Genomic DNA, 16,781 nt, shown 5'->3' on the forward strand with positions numbered 1-16,781 from the left:
ACTGTATTTAAGCGTAAAAAAAATGTAGCTATCCGTAAAAAACACAAATACAATCAATTGAATATCAATAAATTATATCATTCTCAATTAAAGAGTAGTATTTCTAAAGCTCACTTTATACAATAAGAGTGGGTTTATGAGATTTATAGGGCTGATAATATATGTGAAGAAATAAGGCCTATTTTAAGAAAGGGTTAATCCAATAAATTAAAACTGTTAGGACTAAATTGTTATACTACTATATTTTGCAAGAAGTATTTAAATGGACTTTAAATCAAGTTCATTTTAAAATTTGTTTCTGAAAAGAAATGCTTTAGGTCTTATAAACAGCTTTTAATTTGGCACGAGTTAGTTACACTTTTACTTAGTAAGATATGTCAATAAAGCGCATTGACCCAGCAGGGACATCTACACTTAAAGAGTTATCCTTATGTATGAGTTCTTCCCCGCTCAAAATATCTTTTACTGATTTAGGATACCTGTTTTGAAATTGAATGGTAGCGATTCTCTTTTTAGGGTTGATATAACCTGGATCAACCAATACTACCCTACTATGGTATTCGTCTATTTTAATGACTGACCAAGATACCCCAGTGACTATTACAGCTAGGTTTTCTACACCTTTTCCTGCGGCTTCTTTCATGATTTGTCCAAATTTAGAAGCAATAATAGATTGGTCATTTTTATATCCATTTTTTCCATCAGTTACAATATATGAGAAGTCTTTTTTCTTTAAATCAGGCTGGTATTCCACTGGTGCTATTGGAATCATTCCATAAGGTAGTGTTGGCATATAGTTTAGCCAACGATACTCTACCCCCAGCATTTTGGAAAAATCATAATCCGGTATATTGGTGCCCGCCCAATGCATTTGCGCAACCGAAAAAATTGCTTCTTCATCATCTTCCTGATATTGCAGTAAATTATGATGACTATCTACCGAATGGACAAGATGTTCATCTATATTTTTAATTAAATGCCATGACCCTATTGACTGTATATTCTCTTTTTCTACAACTGGTAGCACCCCCGATGTCATTAAGGCAAAAAGCACATCGTAACCTTGGTTCTTCAACAAAGGGGTTATTAAAGATGATACCATAACGAGCTCCGTAAGCAGCCATAACAACTCCTTGCCTTAAAAAGGGGGAAATAGAATTTTGTCCCCCTGGAGAAAGTGGTCTCCAACTAGTAGGGTTGTCATCCACCAAACGCATTGCAAAATCATTTATATAGCCGCCAGCATACATACCAATGCGACCCGCTAAGTTTAAGTCTTGTATTCTGTTACTTGTGTCTTCAGAAGCGGGAACCAAAATATCATTGTACTGGTCAGAGAAAAAGAGTTCCTTCCATAATGGCAAATGAGATGTAGCCGCCCAGAACATATTTTTATTTCTAAAATAGAGCTTTGCACGATTGTGTTTGCGAATGGCCTTGGCAAGCCTAGGCATATAATCATTAACAAAATGTATCACTCTGGGGTCTTCTACATTGTCCATTTCGGCATAAATAAAGCCATAACAGGTGTTAGGAGCTACCTCTAATACTTTTTCTAGTGTTTCTATCCGAATATAAAAAGGGTCATTACCATGCCCTGCCCAAAAAGCAAATGGATGTCCGTTAGCTTCAAATTCTTTAGCCATTTGTATAATATCTTCCCGAGAATCTTTATAGTTCCCCCGCTTATCTTTTTTTAATGCAATGGGCCCCATAATGAGTTCCAGTTCTGAGCGTTCCGTACTCTCTTTTGGAGCTTTTTGAGTTATAATTTTTATAGGCGCTCCATTAAGCTTTAGAACCTTGTCATTGGGTTGCTTGGCAGTAATCATTACCCATTCCTTTTTGGAGGAACTTTGGTATTCAGGTAACTTAAAATTTAAAGTTTGTTCATAAAGCTTCTGTATGTTTTTCTCGACCTCAAGCATTCTTCCTCCTTTTTCATATCTAGTCGTAATCCAATCTTGTTTATTCAAGTCAAAAAAATGTAGGTAGTCACCGCCGTCAACCGTACCGGCTGCTACGAGTTGATTGGTGTTAGCATCAACGGCAAAGTCATTATATACCATTGCACCATACCTCTCACCGCTTTGTCCTAAGACTTTACCTTTTATATCAAGAGTTTTTGTTATTCCACCATGTTGAAACATTATCAACTCTTGATTTTCAATATAAGTTCCTTGTGAATGCGCATAGCGTTGGGTTTCTTTTTTCGTGCCTTGGTACTGCATAAGAATCTCAAAATTGCTATTTAAAGCCATTATGTAAGATTTGAAATTCAGGTCCCCGAATAATAATATATCGTCTTTTTGATCATGGTCGAAATCAGCAATAGTAATATCGGTGACCATAGCACGAGTCATATTTGCATCTGGCACCTTTTTTAATGATAAGGATTTTATTGTTTTTTTGGATAATGGGTCCATGAAACCAAAATAATCCCACCTAAATTTATCGTGAGAGTAAGTCATAATAAATAGACTTTCTTTTTTTGCGTCTAAAAATTTACCTGACTCTATTTTTCTTACAACACCTTTTATTTTGGTAACGGAAACTAAGTTTCCCTTTGCATCCAGCTCGTATAATTTATTATCATTGCCTCCAGCAAAGATCTGAACCTTTTCATTTTTTATTACTGCCACTTCCGAGAATCGGACCTTGTGTTTCGGCTTAAATTCCCAAAGTAATTCGCCATCAACGTCATGACAGTAAATATTTCCATTTGCGCTGGCCGAAATAAGTTCGTCTATACCATCATTATTTATATCCGCAGCATTAATTTCAAACAACACAGCTTTTGGTTCTAGAGTCATTCTCCACAATCTTTTTCCTTTAATATCGTGGGCCGAAATAGCACCATCCAGCTCTGAGGTATACAAAAATGACGTGCTACCAGACTTTGCTACAACAACATGGGTTACACCTGCATTATCTTCAACAACTTGTGACTTTAAACAAGTAGTGCATAAAAAGAATGAAATTATTACAAGACGGATAATCATTTTTTTGTTTTTAACAGTTAATGGAGGACTAACTTTATTCGCTGGAGCAAAGTCATTTTCCTGTGTGTTTATCTCAAAAACAGCAATAAGAATAAAACAGTCTAAAGGCTTCACAATTCCCAACCGGAACTAAAAGGGAAATTCATGATTAAAATTATCATACCTGTATCTTAGAGTAAACAAAATGTAGTTGTATGTATATACATAGATAAAGTGGCTATCTTCTAAAAATAAGATGTTGAGTAGTAATAAATGAAGTAAAACTTTTCCTCCCCTAAAATATATACAGCAAATAGTAATTAAAAAAAACTCTGAAATGTCTATTTTTCTTCTGGTACCCTAATGCAGATAACTAATACCATAAACCTCCTTTTCGTGGGTAGGTCAATAAGAATGTTACAAAAGAAGATAAGTTATCCATATTGGTTACCGATAAAAAAAATGCTGAAATTAATGAAATGAAATCCGGTACTTTAAAATTTCAATACGAGGTATTATAGTAATAAAAAACAAGTAAAGAGCTTGAAAAAAAAATAGCCTTCCGCTCCGAAATGAGCTTACTCCTAACTTATAATATGATTGAGATAGATATAGAGTGTGTCTGAATTAAATAAGCTATATTATCTATGGCAAGCTCTGTCGCCAAATTTCATATTTATAAATTTGTTTGAAGAACTATAGATTTCATAATATAAAACATGCTTAACTCCACATCCTTAAGTTTTGAAAGATATTACAAACTTTCGGCCATATTTTTTTTGGTGTTTCAATTTTTATACCCTCAAGAAACACCGCCAATTATAAAGTTTTCAGCTTCAGAATATGGTGCCGAAAATCAAAATTGGGACGTAACAGAAAATCATCAAGGCAACATATTTGTGGCCAATAATGAAGGGTTATTGGAATATAATGGATCTAGGTGGGCTTTATACCCGTCTGTCCACAGTGCTGCAATTCGTTCCCTATCTTCCTATAAGGATAAAATTTATACAGGTAGTTATATGGAGTTTGGTTTTTGGACCAAAATCAATAATGGGGTTATGGAGTACCATTCTATCTCCAAATCTATAAAAGAAGAATTGTTCGAAGATGAAATTATATGGAATATTGAAGGGTTGGATAAATACGTAATCTTTCAGTCTTACGATCGCCTTTATTTTTATGATACAGATTCAAAAGAATTAAACTTTACTACGGACAAAGAAAACAACTACAGGTTATTCAAGGTTGGCCAGAAAATTTATCTTCAGAAATATGATGGAAGAATATTTAATCTTGAAAACGGAACGGAAAAATTAATTGCTACCATACCGAAAAACCTCAACATTAAATTTCTACTTAACATCTTCTCCGCAAATGACGGGCTGGTAGTATTGACGCGAACCAAAGGGCTGTACAAGATAAAAAATCAAACGCTTGAAAAATGGAATCTTCCCGCAGATACGTTACTTAAGAACACACGTGTGTTCAGAGGTATTCAATTAAGAGATAATAGTTTTATGTTGGGTACCATCTCAAAGGGTATTGTTTCAATATCAAAGGATGGTCTAATAACCAGCATAATTAACCAAACGAATGGTTTAAGTAACAATACTGTACTAAATTTATTTGAAGACGCCAACGCTAATATTTGGGCCGCCTTAGACAATGGTCTGGATTGCATAAACAGGCAATCTTATATCAGGGAATATAATGATAGAGACGGTACTTTTGGAACAACCTATGCTTCTATTACACACAAGGGAAAACTTTATATTGGCACCAATCAAGGACTATTCTACAAAAATGTAGATTCTAACGAAAGATTAAAATTTATCAAAGGAACAGAAGGACAAGTTTGGTCACTTTACGCCGCGAACGACGAATTACTATGTGGACACAATAACGGAGTTTTTTCTATTGATGACAACAAGGCTTCATTAGTTGCGCATGTTGATGGAGTATGGGACTTTAGGACTATTCCCAATCAACCTGACAAGCTTCTGCTTGGCCATTATTCAGGTTTAGCAATAATGAAAAATGAAGGGAGCGTTTGGAAACTGAGTCATAAAATAGAAGGATTTGAAATTTCTTCTCGCTTTTTCGAAATTCTAGATACTCATGAAGTTTGGGTAAACCATGAAACCAAAGGAATTTATCGATTGGAACTAAATAATGACTTATTGTCTTTTGATTCAGTTACACTTATTCCCAATATTGAAAAAAGTAAAGGTTCTGGAATACTAAAGATGGGCAATGATTTACTCTATACAAACCGAAAAGGAATTTTTAAACTTGAACCCAACACAAAAAAATTTGCTAGGGATTCAACTTTAAGCCAACTCATTCCAAAAGGAGAATACCTATCGGGTAAATTAGTATTTGACAAAAAAGAACGACTATGGAGTTTTAATCAAAACCATATAGCTTATACCCAAAAAGGTCCTTTGAACAATATGCTAGACTTCAACTCAATTCCCATTGAAAACAATTGGAGAGAAATGACCCTTAGCTTTGAAAATATCACCCAATTAGATAATAACAAATACCTAATAGGCAAAACTAATGGATACCTGCTGATAGACCTTGACAAGATTCCGAACAAGTCCCATCAACTAGTTATGGATAAGGTCATGGTTACAAAAAATGAAAATGGCACTAAGAATGTTTCCAAATTTGACGAAGGTGAGTTTCATTATAACGAATCAACCATCAACTTTAATTATAGCGTTCCCCAGTACAGCAAGTACACGAACGTTAATTATCAATATCAACTAGAAGGGTTGGACGATTCATGGAGCGAATGGACCCCAACACCATCCATTACATTTGAAAAATTACCATTTGGAGATTATGTATTCAGGGCCCGTTCAAAAATCGGAAGCCATCAATCAATGAATACTATACAATATAGGTTTGCTATAGCCAGACCATTTTACCTCTCCAACACAGCTTTATTAGCTTACACACTACTCATATTTAGCCTTGGCTTCCTTGTTCACAAATCTTACAAAAGCTACTATCGTAGACAGAACAGAAAAGCGCTACTTGAAAATCAACGGGAAATACAACTAAAATACATTAAAAGCGAACAGGAAATGGTACGCCTTACAAATGAAAAACTAAACCAAGAAATTGAAAACAAAAATAGTGAGTTGGCCATTTCCACAATGAGCTTAGTAAAAAGAAATGAATTATTAAGAAGAGTTAAAAAAGAACTCAAAAAAAGTAATGAGCTATTCGATAAAACGCATCCAGTCATAAAACTGATAGACAAAAATCTAAATAGTTCAAAAGATCGAAAAATTTTCATGGAGGCATTTAATAATACCGATAGAGAATTTTTAACAAGGGCCAAAGAACTACATCCCAATTTATCATCAAACGATTTAAAATTCTGCGCCTATTTGCGCCTAAACCTTTCATCAAAGGAAATAGCTCCACTACTTAATATTTCAGTAAAAAGTGTAGAAGTAAGGCGTTCTAGGTTACGAAAAAAACTTGATTTAAAAAGAGAAATGAAACTTACAGACTACATTCTCTCCATTTAATAGTTAAGATAACCCAAATAACACCACTACATTACCACCACAAATCTCCTAAATTCTCATATTTAACTAACTTTTTTTATTAGTTCCATAAAAATCTGAATAGCATGAAACCCTATAAACAATAGCGTTTATGGAACATGTGGGAGTTCTGTTGCAATATGTATGTTTTTGTAGTGTACCGTTTTCTTTTTCAAAAGATAAATCTCTCTACTTTGGTAACAGATGGAACTTTATGTTCTTGTTATACAACAATCTACAACTGTCTAAAAAAATCCAACTTTAGTTTTGAACAAAACCAATACGCTATGATTACCAAATTATTTAACCCAAGAAAAAAGCTAGTGTGGCTTTTGCTAAATATTTTTTCTGCTGTAATCCTCTATTCACAAGATCAGCAAAAAATAACAGGATTAGTTCTTGATCAAAATGGAATTCCCTTAGCCGGGGCCTCCATAGTGATAAAGGGTACAACTCAAGGTACATCTACCGATTTTGATGGTAATTTCATCTTGAATGCTCCTCGGGATGCCACCACATTAACCGCTTCGTACATTGGTTATGCCAATGCAGAAGTGCCCATTTCCAACAGCCCGATAACTATTAAATTACAGGAAGATTCCAGTCAACTAGAAGAAGTCGTTGTAGTTGGTTATGGTACGCAAAATAAAAGTGATGTGGTAAACGCAGTAGCCACAACAGATATTGAAAAAGCTATATTAACACCTACAGCAGATGTCAATGAGATGCTAAGAGGTAGAATAGCAGGCTTACAAGTAGATGTAGGAGGAGGTACTTTAAGGTAGGAGGGACATCTAATATAATCTTTAGGGGACAAGGTTCCATTGAGGGTAGTGTTAGTGCCATTTATGTTGTAGATGGTATCATCAGAGATGGGGGAATTGAAGATATAGATTCTGATGATATAGAATCAATGGAGTTCCTAAAAGATGCATCTGCACAAGCTATTTACGGCTCAAGAGGGGCCAATGGTGTAGTTCTAATTACTACCAAGAGAGGCAAAAGCGGTAAAGTCAGTATAAATTATCACGGGTTTGTATCATCAAAATCCATAGAGCGTAATTTTGACGTCTATAACGGACAAGAATTTGCCCAATTAAGAAGAGAAGCAGCTAGGTCTAATATTGCAGATGGATCTTACCCTAACGAAGAGGATATCTTTTCTGAATTAGAATTGGCCTCTTTAGCTAATAACGAATTCATTAACTGGGAAGATGAGTTGGTAAAAAGCGGTTATGTAAACAGTCAGTCGGTTAGCGTAAGTGGCGGCACTGAATTTACCAAGGTTTTCGGTAGCGTTAATTATTTTAAAGAAGAAGGTATTATTCCAACTTCCAATTATACTAGAAAAACGTTACGTTTAAATGTAGATCAAAAAATCAGTGATAAGTTTTCAGTAAATTTTGATCTAAACATCTTGAACGATGATACTGAAAGGGCTGCAAACGTAAATGTAATCACAACTTCACCTTTGGGCAGGGCCTATGATGAAGATGGTAACCTAACACAATTTCCAAGTGGCGAGGAACTGTCCGCAGTAAACCCTATCTGGAATTTAAGGGAGCAAGATAATGATGAAAAGGGAAATGATTATGTAATAAATATTACTCCTATTTGGCAGATTACCAAAGACCTACAATATCAATTAAAGACCAACCTTACCAGAAGAACATCGGAAAGAGGACAATATCAATCTTCATTAAGTTCCGCCGGCGATGATGTCAATGGTATAGCTAGAATTGACAATAGTTTGATAGAGTCTTATTTGATAGAAAATATATTAACCTATGATAAGGCCTATAATGAAAATAATAGGCTTAATCTGACTTTCGTTCAATCTTCTCAAGAAAATAAATATAGTAGAACTTTTACCGAAGGACAAGGTTTTACCAATGAAAGTCTTAGTTACGACGGTATTTCTAATGCTGTAGGGAACGTAACTGTTGAACGCGACAAAAACCAACAACGATTGGCTTCCTTTATGACTAGGGCCAGATACAATCTCAATAATAAATATCTATTAACTGCAACCGCTAGGGCCGATGGTGCTTCCGTTAATTCACAAGATAATAAATGGAGCTTTAACCCTGCAGTTTCCTTTGCTTGGAAAATACATAATGAGGGCTTTTTAGAAGATGTAAATTCTGTTCAAGAACTAAAATTCAGAGCAAGTTATGGTTCTTTAGTAAATGACCTTGGGCGTGCTTATACCTCTTTATTTACCGCAGACGGACAAAATTACACTTTTGACGGCGAATCCTTTTCAGGCTACTCACCTTCGGTAATTCTTCCTAATACAGATTTAAAATTCGAAAGAATAACAACACTGAACTTAGGTCTTGATTTTTCATTGTTCAATAGGATTTTGACAGGTAATGTCGATTATTACGATGCAAGAACAACAGATTTGTTGCTCCGTAGAGGTGTACCTTCTATAACAGGTTACCAATACACCTTCTTTAATGCAGGAGAGCTTCAAAACACTGGTATAGAATTAAATCTAACAGCCAATATTATTAATAACGATAATTTTAGATGGTCGGTTTCAACCAATTGGTCCAAAAACAAAAACAAATTATTGGAACTTTATAATGATGGAGACAATAACCCCATTACTACAGATGATAGTTATGGGTATTATGTAGGACAACCCGTTGGGGTTATATACCAATATGAGTTTGATGGTATTTGGCAAGAAGGCGAAGATTTTGCAAATGCTCCACAGGCAAACCCAGAGTCGGCATTACCACAGGAAAACCTAAGACCCGGAGATATTAAAATTAAAGATACTAACGGGGTAGATGATAATGGCAATGAAACTGGAGTACCTGATGGAAAGATAACACTGGAAGATCGAGTCTATAAAAATTCCAATCCAGAATGGTTCGGTTCGTTTTCCACTACAATAGAATATAAAGGTTTTGATTTGTTTGTAGATTTCTATGCTGTTGAAGGTACTACCAAAGTAAATCCCTTCTTGTCTGATTTCAATAACGGTGGCACACTTTCTGGCAAGCTAAATGGTGTAAAGGTAGATTATTATACTCCCGAGAACCCGTCCACATCATTTCCTAGACCTGATTTTGATAGTACTCCGTTATATTTAAATGCATTGGCGGTAACAGATGCGTCCTATTTAAGATTAAGGACAGTTAGTTTAGGTTACACATTGCCCAGTGCTATAACCTCTGATTTAAGTCTTGAGCAAATTAGGTTTTACGTTACTGGAACCAACTTGTTCACCAATACCGATTATATCGGCTATAGTCCTGAAGTTAATATTAGAAGTACCTTTTCAAATGCCGACACTGGCTATCCAGATGCAAGAAGTTTCACTTTTGGTTTAAGGGTTAAATTTTAAAATAAGAAATTATGAATACCGAAAAACTATACATAAGATTAAAGAAGGGGTTTGCCTTACTAACGGTAGTCTTTTTTGCCGTATCATGCGAAGATTATTTAGAAGAGCAACCAAGTACCTTAATAGATTCTGATTACATATATACTACCGAAGAAGGACTAAAGTCAGGAGTAGTAAGTTTATACAAGTTTAATAGGGATAGATACGATAACGGCACCGAAGATTTTATGGGAGCCGTATTAATGTCGTCACGAAGCGATCTCGCCTTTAGCAGAACAGGTTACACTGGCTTAATGGGTAGATATGAAAGAGGAGTCTCTCCTGTAGACCAGGTGCCAATTTTGTATCATCGTTATTTTGGAAGCATTTTTATAACATTACCAATAAGGCTACTGAAATCATTAATGCCGCCGAGGAATTAGAAGAGATTGATGACGATACAAGAAACCAAGTTTTGGCCGAAGCCAAGTTTTTTAGATCCAACTCTTATTTTTATTTATATCGAATGTTCAATAACATTTTCGTTACCACAAATACGGTCACGGTAGACAATGCTTTTGATGTTATTAACGATAAATCGTCGAAAGAAGAAATCTTTGCACTATTGAATAGCGATTTAGATTTCGCTATAGAACATCTAGAATGGAACGATACTTTTGGTCGTGTAACGAAGGGGACTGCAAAACACCTTAAAGCCAAAGTTGCCATGTGGGAAGGGGATTGGGAAGAAGCTAAATACCAAGCGGTTTCTCTAATTGAAGAAGGACCTCACAGTTTAATGCCAACTACAGAAGATGTCTTTTCGGGTGATAGAAATCACGAAGAAGCATTGTTCGTCGTACAATCCCAAGATGATTTATTGGGCGGTGGAGACAACACTATGATGAATGCTAATTATGTCACCCAGTACTTTCAAATTTCGGGTATAGAGGCCAATATAGCGCAAGGTGGCAGAGGGTTCTCTAGAATTCTACCCAACAGATATTTACTGGATCTTCTTGCAGAAGATCCCAATGACTCCAGAGATAAGGACACCTATTTTAGATTAAAATACTATTACACATCTGGCGACAGCATAAATCAAGAAATTAAAATCTATAAACCCATTACAGATTTAAATAATCCTAGTGAAACTTACACTTCATATTACCAAAGACTTCACCCATCCTGTATAAAGTTTGCTCAAGAAGATGACAATCCAAATTCCTATCTTCAAAGAAGCAATATAATGGTATTTAGATTAGCGGAGACCTACTTAATAGCGGCAGAAGCCATAATGCGTTCTAGTGGAGATCCTCTACCCTATTTAAATGCAGTAAGATTAAGAGCGGGAGCCACACCCGTAACCACTGTAGATGAACAAGCTATATTAGATGAACGAGCACGCGAACTTGCTTTTGAAGGTGAACGATGGTTTACTTTGAAAAGAATGGGGCAAGAGGTAATAAATAGACAAATTACGAACTACGCCGGCGATGGCGAATACTTTCCTGCCAATTTAGGAGAAAAAGACCCACGCTCTAATTGGAAACCCTACTATATCCATTTTCCTATTGCACAAATTGATCTTGACTTATTAGGACCTTAGCTATCCACAGAATGATGGTTATAATTAAAAATACCCCCGAGTAATACTTAAGTGAGTTGAGTAATTTGGGCATGGGTCTTAGGGCCTGTGCCTAAATATTAATGTTTAAAGTGTAAAGTATGAGATATATTTTTCTATTGATAACAATGATTCTAATCGGTTCGTGTTCCGCTACAAAAAAAACGGTCAATTTTTCACAAAATAAAGTGATCGCCCACAGAGGTGCATGGAAGGCTAAAAATTTACCAGAAAATTCTATTGCTGCGCTAAAGGAAGCGATTCGAAAACAATACGCAGGTTCCGAATTTGATGTACGCATGACTGTGAACGATTCTTTAATAATTACCCATGACCCAGATTATGCCAGTCTGAATATAGAAAAAACCAGTTATGAAGACCTAAACAAATTTCCGTTAAAGAATGGAGAGATATTACCAACCCTAAGAGAATATATTTTGGCAGGCCTTGAAAATAATACGACTACACGTCTTGTTTGTGAAATAAAGCCATCCAAAAATAAGGAAAGAGGACTATTGATTGCCGAAAAAGTCTATCAAATGGTTAATGAACTCAAAGCACAACACATGGTTATATATATTAGTTTTAGCTATGATATTTTAAAGCGATTGGAAGAATTGAATCCTGAAGTACACACGCAGTATCTAGACGGCAGCAAATCTCCCGAGGTACTAAAGCGTGATGGCATCGATGGTGCCGATTATTACTTATCCGTCTTTAAAAAACATCCGGAATGGATTACAAGTGCCAAAAAGAACAAAATAGCCCTAAATGCGTGGACGGTAAACGAAGAAGATGAAATGGAGTGGTTCTTAAAAAATAATTTTGATTTTATCACCACAAACGAACCAGAGTTGTTACTTAAGAAAACGACACAACCTTAAAAAAGAGTTCTTTCATGAAGAATTCAGTTATGACCATTACATTTTCCCCAAGTTTCTTATCTTGTTTATATAACTAAAATCCCATGCAAAAGCCCTCTATCTTCAAATACCTTCTACTTTTAATTTTTGTAGGATTTATTGTTGCCAGTTGCGAAAGCAACCCTAAGAAAAACAAAAACACCGAGCCAGTGGAAGAATCGTCCGAAGCCTACACATTGGTATGGGCGGATGAATTTGATGGTACTGGCAAACCAAAATCTGCTAATTGGGCCTACGAAACAGGTTTTATTAGAAATAACGAGGCACAATACTATACCGACAATTCTAAGAACGTTCGTATCGAGGATGGCTTTCTCATTATAGAAGCCCACAAGGAAAAGGTAACAAACAAGGCATTTGTTTCTGAAGAAGATGACAACTGGATGAAAAATAAGGAGTTTGGAGAGTACTCCTCCGCCAGCTTGACTACTAAGGGTATAACCGAATGGAAATATGGCAAAATTAGTGTTCGAGCCAAGTTGCCGAAGGGTACTGGGACATGGCCGGCTATCTGGATGTTGGGTGAGAATTGGAAAGAAGTAGGTTGGCCAAAATGTGGCGAAATAGATATCATGGAACACGTTGGCTATCAAAACGATTCGATTTTCGGTACCGTTCATACTGAATCTTTCAACCACATTAAAGGAACCGAAGTTGGCAAATCTGTGTTCATTGAAAAACCATATGATGATTTCCATGAGTATTCCATAGAGTGGACTCCCGAGAAAATTGAATTCATATTAGATGGCACTGCTTACCATCAGTTTGAGAACCTGAACAAAACCTATGCGGAATGGCCTTTTGACCAAGCTTTTCATTTAAAATTGAACTTAGCCATTGGTGGTAGTTGGGGAGGACAAAAGGGTATAGACGACAGTATCTTTCCTCAACAAATGATAATTGACTATGCCAGAGTATATCAAAAAGAGTAAGTATTACCACAATGTATTGAAGAACTAAAAAACCTGTCACGCTGTTTTTTTTTTTTTAAACTCACTCCCAATACTACTATTAAAACGAAAACTATAAACAAACGATTGTTTAAATAGCACTGAAATTCGGGAGCTTTTTCAAACCCTTAACCCAAAGATTGCCGATTCTAACTTAGTCTCTGCTAATACTAAAAAAGGCTTCGGAGAAATCTAGAGCTTTCCTCATGAAAAATTCTATATCTGACTTGGCTAAGCAAATACTTTGACAAACATTATATTCAAAATACAAGGATTACCAGGACTGTTAATGGTTTATTTCCAATACCGCAGTTAGAGATTGATAAAAGCAGAAGGATTTTAACCCAAATCTCAAGACTATAAATTTCCTGTTCTTTCTGAATGATATGAGCACATAAAATTGTTTCAGTTAGTTTTAATTAATGAGACACCTTAAGAGAGTCGCTAACTTTTAAAGATGCCATTTTTTTATGGTCTACACTTTTAGATTCTATAAATACCACCCATTTTATAACATATTTAATTATATTGAGGACCTGTATAATACATCTTGTATTTGCACCAAATAATTACACACTCGTTGAAAACAAAGGACAAATTGAGAATGGCTCATCACAAGCGTAGAATATGGTCTGTCTACAAACTATTCCTCTTTAGTATATTGGGATTTCTCATTTTAAGTTGTAATTCCAAAGACTCTAAAAAACAGTTATTTAAACTAGTCTCTTCAAAAGACAGTTCCATAGATTTTCAGAATACATTATCAGAAAACGATAGTGTAAACATTCTGGATTTTGAGTTCATGTTCAACGGAGGAGGAGTTGCCATTGGGGATATTGATAATGACGGTCTTCAAGATATTTATTTTTCAGGCAACCAAGTGCTTAAGGTAAATTATATCGTAACCTAGGTAACCTTAAATTTAAAGACATTACAAAAGAGGCTAATATTGAAACAACCGGTTGGTGTAACGGGGTTTCTTTTAATGACATAAACAAAGATGGTTTCATAGACATGTACGTTAGTAAAGGTGGCCCCAGAAATACACCAAATGAAGATATGGCCAACCTACTCTACCTCAACAACGGAGATGGTACTTTCAAGGAAGTTGCTAAGACTTTTGGAGTTGCAGATACGGGTTACAGTGTCCAATCCGTATTTTTTGATTATGACAAAGATGGTGATTTGGACTTATACATTTTAACAAATGCCTTGGTACCTTACAACCGAAATACTTCCAGACCAAAAATCACAAACGGCAGCGCTCCAAGTACAGATAGATTATATCGCAATAATGGCGATGACACTTTTACGGATATATCAAAAGAAGCAGGCATTACTATTGAAGGTTTTGGTTTAGGTGTTGCAATTTGTGACCTTAACCAAGATGGCTGGTTAGATGTTTATGTTTCCAACGATTTTTTAACCAATGACATTCTATATATAAATAATGGCGATGGTACTTTTTCCGATAAAGTCACTGACTACTTAAAGCATCAAAGCTATAACGGCATGGGGTTAAATATTTCGGATATCAATAACGATGCGCTTTCGGACATTGTTGTTTTAGATATGCTCCCTCAAGACAATAAACGTTTGAAACAAACTATTGGCTACTTCAGCTATGACAAACTTGTTCTTGATACTGATTTTGGATACACACCTCAGTATGTTCGTAATACACTACAGTTAAATAATGGCAACGGTAGTTTCAGCGAGATTGGCCAACTTTCTGGTATTAGTGCTACAGATTGGAGCTGGTCTCCATTAATTGCCGACTTTGACAATGATGGTTTTAAAGACGTTTTTATTACCAATGGATACAGAAGAGATGTCACCAATTTAGATTTCATTGTTTACGGCCAGCAACAAGGACCTTTTGGCGACCCAAAAACTATTCGTAAAGAAAAACTGAATAAATTAAGAGCCTTGCCAGAGGTAAAGCTTCACAATTACGTCTATAAAAATAATGGCAATCTAACTTTTGATGACAAGTCTTTAGATTGGGGAATTGACACCCCAAGCTATTCTAACGGTGCGGCATACGCAGACCTTGACAATGATGGCGATTTGGATTTGGTCATAAACAACATTGATGACGAAGCACATCTTTACGAAAACACAACCATAACAGCTGTCACCAAGGTTTCGGACAGCGCTCATTATATTTCTGTTCTCTTTGATGGATTAGACGATTATATTGGCTCAGAGGTTACCCTTTACACAAAAGACTCTAAGCAATATCAATTTTACTCTCCTGTAAAAGGGTACTTGTCTACCATGGAAAATAGGCTTCATTTTGGTCTTGGAGACACACAAGAAATAGATTCCTTAAAAGTAACTTGGCCAAACGGAAATTATCAGGTTTTGAGTGATGTTTCGGCAAATCAATCGCTGGTTTTAAAGTATCAGGATTCCGAAGTTATTAAGTCAAAGAAATCAAATGACACATCTTACCTGTTTGAAGAAATAACCAATAAAATCGGCATAGAATACCAACACACAGAAAAGAAACATATTGACTTCAATTCTAAGGCTACTTTAATTAAAATGAATTCTAGATTAGGTCCGGGCATGGCCGTAGGCGATATTAATGGCGATGATTTAGAAGACTTTTACATTGGAGGTGGCAAAGGCAATAATGGCAGTTTTTTTATACAGGATGCTAACGGAAACTTTACCGAGAAAATAATAACAGATGGTGAGCGGCATGAAGACATGGGCTCATTGTTAGTAGATATAGATAACGATGGCGACTTAGACCTCCCATGGTCATTAGCGGCGGTGAGCGTTTAACCAACAACACTAAGGTTTATGAGGACAGGCTCTATAAAAATGATGGCAAAGGGAATTTCACAGAATCTACGTTCTTTACAAGACCTGATTCAGGTTCCTTTATTAAAGCATCTGATTTTGATAAAGACGGAGATATAGATTTATTTATTGGTGGGAGATATATTGATGGTTCTTACCCCCTATCGCCAAAAAGCTATCTTCTAGTAAATGAGAACGGGACGTTTGTTGACGCAACTAAAAACATTCTTAAAACTAATGGAGAATTAGGAATGTTAAGTGATGCTCTTTTTACCGATTTTGATAATGACAACTCTATAGACCTTATACTTGTAGGCGAGTATATGACTCCTGTTTTTCTAAAAACCAGGAAGGCATATTCAATGATGTTTCCAGCACCACCGGAATTGAAAATGCCAGCGGGTGGTGGAACAGTATTGCATCAGGTGATTTTGACAAGGATGGAGACATAGACTATGTATTAGGCAACCTAGGCCTAAATAGTAATTTTAAAGCTAGTTCTGAAGAACCAGTCACCATTTATGCGAAGGACTTTGATAATAACGGAGCCATTGACCCCATTACGACGCAATTTAGA

At 35.8% G+C, this 16,781-nt stretch carries 11 protein-coding genes and 1 pseudogene; 10 read left to right on the top strand and 2 right to left on the bottom strand.

The features are described from left to right. Positions 1 to 364 precede the first annotated feature (364 nt). A complete protein-coding gene (locus Q5W13_RS04990) occupies positions 365 to 1,027 on the bottom strand; it encodes a hypothetical protein (protein WP_304445554.1) in 663 nt (220 codons plus the stop codon). Continuing rightward, the gene (locus Q5W13_RS04995; RefSeq protein WP_304445555.1) at positions 969 to 3,116 is read right to left on the bottom strand and encodes a WD40 repeat domain-containing protein; all 2,148 of its coding nucleotides are present in this window, start codon (positions 3,114 to 3,116) and stop codon (positions 969 to 971) included. Before Q5W13_RS04995 ends, Q5W13_RS04990 begins: the two co-directional genes overlap by 59 nt. Before the next feature lie 584 nt (positions 3,117 to 3,700). On the opposite strand from Q5W13_RS04995, the gene Q5W13_RS05000 reads away from it, so the two are divergent. From Q5W13_RS05000 to Q5W13_RS05045, 10 genes and pseudogenes are all read left to right on the top strand, one after another. Then, positions 3,701 to 6,532, top strand: a complete 2,832-nt coding sequence (locus Q5W13_RS05000; RefSeq protein ID WP_304445556.1) for a triple tyrosine motif-containing protein — start codon at positions 3,701 to 3,703, stop codon at positions 6,530 to 6,532. 305 nt (positions 6,533 to 6,837) lie between these two features. Continuing rightward, positions 6,838 to 7,335, top strand: a complete 498-nt coding sequence (locus Q5W13_RS05005; protein ID WP_304445557.1) for a carboxypeptidase-like regulatory domain-containing protein — start codon at positions 6,838 to 6,840, stop codon at positions 7,333 to 7,335. Between the two features lie 11 nt (positions 7,336 to 7,346). Continuing rightward, positions 7,347 to 9,911, top strand: a pseudogene (locus tag Q5W13_RS05010) (SusC/RagA family TonB-linked outer membrane protein); the annotation flags it as partial. Positions 9,912 to 9,922: 11 nt separating this feature from the next. Next, positions 9,923 to 10,333 (top strand): hypothetical protein, encoded by a 411-nt coding sequence (locus tag Q5W13_RS05015; protein ID WP_304445558.1) that lies wholly within the window; start codon positions 9,923 to 9,925, stop codon positions 10,331 to 10,333. An 83-nt stretch (positions 10,334 to 10,416) separates the two neighbouring features. Further along, a complete protein-coding gene (locus Q5W13_RS05020; RefSeq protein ID WP_497582265.1) occupies positions 10,417 to 11,499 on the top strand; it encodes a RagB/SusD family nutrient uptake outer membrane protein in 1,083 nt (360 codons plus the stop codon). A 119-nt stretch (positions 11,500 to 11,618) separates the two neighbouring features. Then, a complete protein-coding gene (locus tag Q5W13_RS05025) occupies positions 11,619 to 12,401 on the top strand; it encodes a glycerophosphodiester phosphodiesterase (protein WP_304445559.1) in 783 nt (260 codons plus the stop codon). 83 nt (positions 12,402 to 12,484) lie between these two features. Continuing rightward, on the top strand, positions 12,485 to 13,372 hold the full coding sequence (locus Q5W13_RS05030; protein ID WP_304445560.1) for a glycoside hydrolase family 16 protein: 888 nt from the start codon (positions 12,485 to 12,487) through the stop codon (positions 13,370 to 13,372). Between the two features lie 622 nt (positions 13,373 to 13,994). Continuing rightward, on the top strand, positions 13,995 to 14,300 hold the full coding sequence (locus tag Q5W13_RS05035) for a hypothetical protein (protein ID WP_304445561.1): 306 nt from the start codon (positions 13,995 to 13,997) through the stop codon (positions 14,298 to 14,300). 104 nt (positions 14,301 to 14,404) lie between these two features. Then, positions 14,405 to 16,186: a VCBS repeat-containing protein gene (locus Q5W13_RS05040; protein ID WP_304445562.1), complete on the top strand. Its 1,782-nt coding sequence runs from the start codon at positions 14,405 to 14,407 to the stop codon at positions 16,184 to 16,186. Further along, the gene (locus tag Q5W13_RS05045; protein WP_304445563.1) at positions 16,159 to 16,656 is read left to right on the top strand and encodes an FG-GAP repeat domain-containing protein; all 498 of its coding nucleotides are present in this window, start codon (positions 16,159 to 16,161) and stop codon (positions 16,654 to 16,656) included. The genes Q5W13_RS05040 and Q5W13_RS05045 overlap by 28 nt, the downstream gene beginning before the upstream one ends. Positions 16,657 to 16,781: the final 125 nt, after the last annotated feature.

This window comes from Zobellia laminariae (assembly GCF_030553095.1).
Taxonomy (GTDB): Bacteria; Bacteroidota; Bacteroidia; order Flavobacteriales; family Flavobacteriaceae; genus Zobellia; species Zobellia laminariae.